This is a genomic window from Lysinibacillus sp. NPDC056185 (assembly GCF_047737915.1).
GTDB lineage: Bacteria > Bacillota > Bacilli > Bacillales_A > Planococcaceae > Lysinibacillus.
The window spans coordinates 1-1095 of record NZ_JBLLLQ010000114.1; the positions used below are offsets into that span (position 1 = coordinate 1).

2 protein-coding genes are annotated in these 1095 nt (G+C 68.9%); both read left to right on the forward strand.

The genetic code is table 11. The features are described 5' to 3' along the window. Positions 1-586 (forward strand): hypothetical protein (locus tag ACMZ42_RS27265; RefSeq protein WP_415733463.1); only part of this gene is annotated, 586 nt, incomplete at its 5' end. Between the two features lie 4 nt (positions 587-590). Beyond that, the coding region (locus ACMZ42_RS27270; protein WP_415733464.1) for a phage portal protein at positions 591-1095 on the forward strand (505 nt) is incomplete at its 3' end.

Consider the following 1095-nt stretch of genomic DNA (forward strand, 5'->3'; position numbering starts at 1 on the left):
CCTCGAGGGACCGTTCCCACCGGGCACCTGGGACGCCGGGACCGACCCCGAGTCGCAGATCGCGGATGAGAAGGTCCGGGCCTGCGTCGATGTCTCGTTCGACCGAACCCGTGGCCATGTCGCGTTCGCCGGGCGCCGCGAGGACGGGGTGCCGCACGTGGAGATCGTGGCCAGCCGAGCGGGCACGGACTGGATCGTGCCGTGGCTGACGGAACGCAAGGCGCTGATCTCCGCGGTGACAGCCCAGACGAACGGGGCCCCGGTGTCTTCGCTGATCGACCAGATCCGTGAGGCCGGGCTGACCGTTGAGGACTGGGCCGGGCCTGACCTCGGCCGCGGCACCGGCAACTTCTATGACCTGGTGCGCTCGAACGGGCTCCGACACTTGCCGCAGCCGGTACTGGACGTGGCCGCCGCAACCGCGGTGACCCGGCCGGCGGGTGACGCGTGGCTGTGGGACCGCAAGAAGAGCGCCACCGACATTGCGCCGCTGGTCGCCGCCACTGGGGCGGTGTGGCTGCTGAACCGGGCCGTAGAGGCGCCGCCAGTGTCCGCCTACGAAACGGGAAGGGTGGAGGTGATCTGATCTGATGGGCTTCTTCGACCTTTTCCGTCGGTCGTCGCCGACGCCGGCCGCGATGGTGCAGCAGTGGACGTCATGGCAGCTGCCTGATGCCGAGACCGTGCTGGGCATGTCGTCGGCGGAGCTGTGGCGTACGCAGCCGCACCTGCGGACCGTCGTGAACTTCGTGGCCAGGAACATTTCTCAGCTGGGGCTGCATACCTTCGTGCGGCAGGGCGAGACGGACCGGGTGCGGGACCGTAGTGGGCCGTTGGCGGCGCTGCTGTCCCGCCCGAATGCGCAGACCACGGCGTATGAGCTGGTTTACGGTCTCGTGGCTGATTTGGCGCTGTACGACTGCGCGTACTGGGCGGTTTGGCAGGACCAGGAGGCCCCGTCGGGCTGGACGCTGAACCGGCTGCCTCCAAACTGGGTGACGGCTGTGAACGCTGATGTGCTCACGGTGTCCGAGTACCGGGTTCGTGCTCCCGGGGCGCAGCGGGAGGTTGTGCTGCCCGCCGGGGATGTGCTGG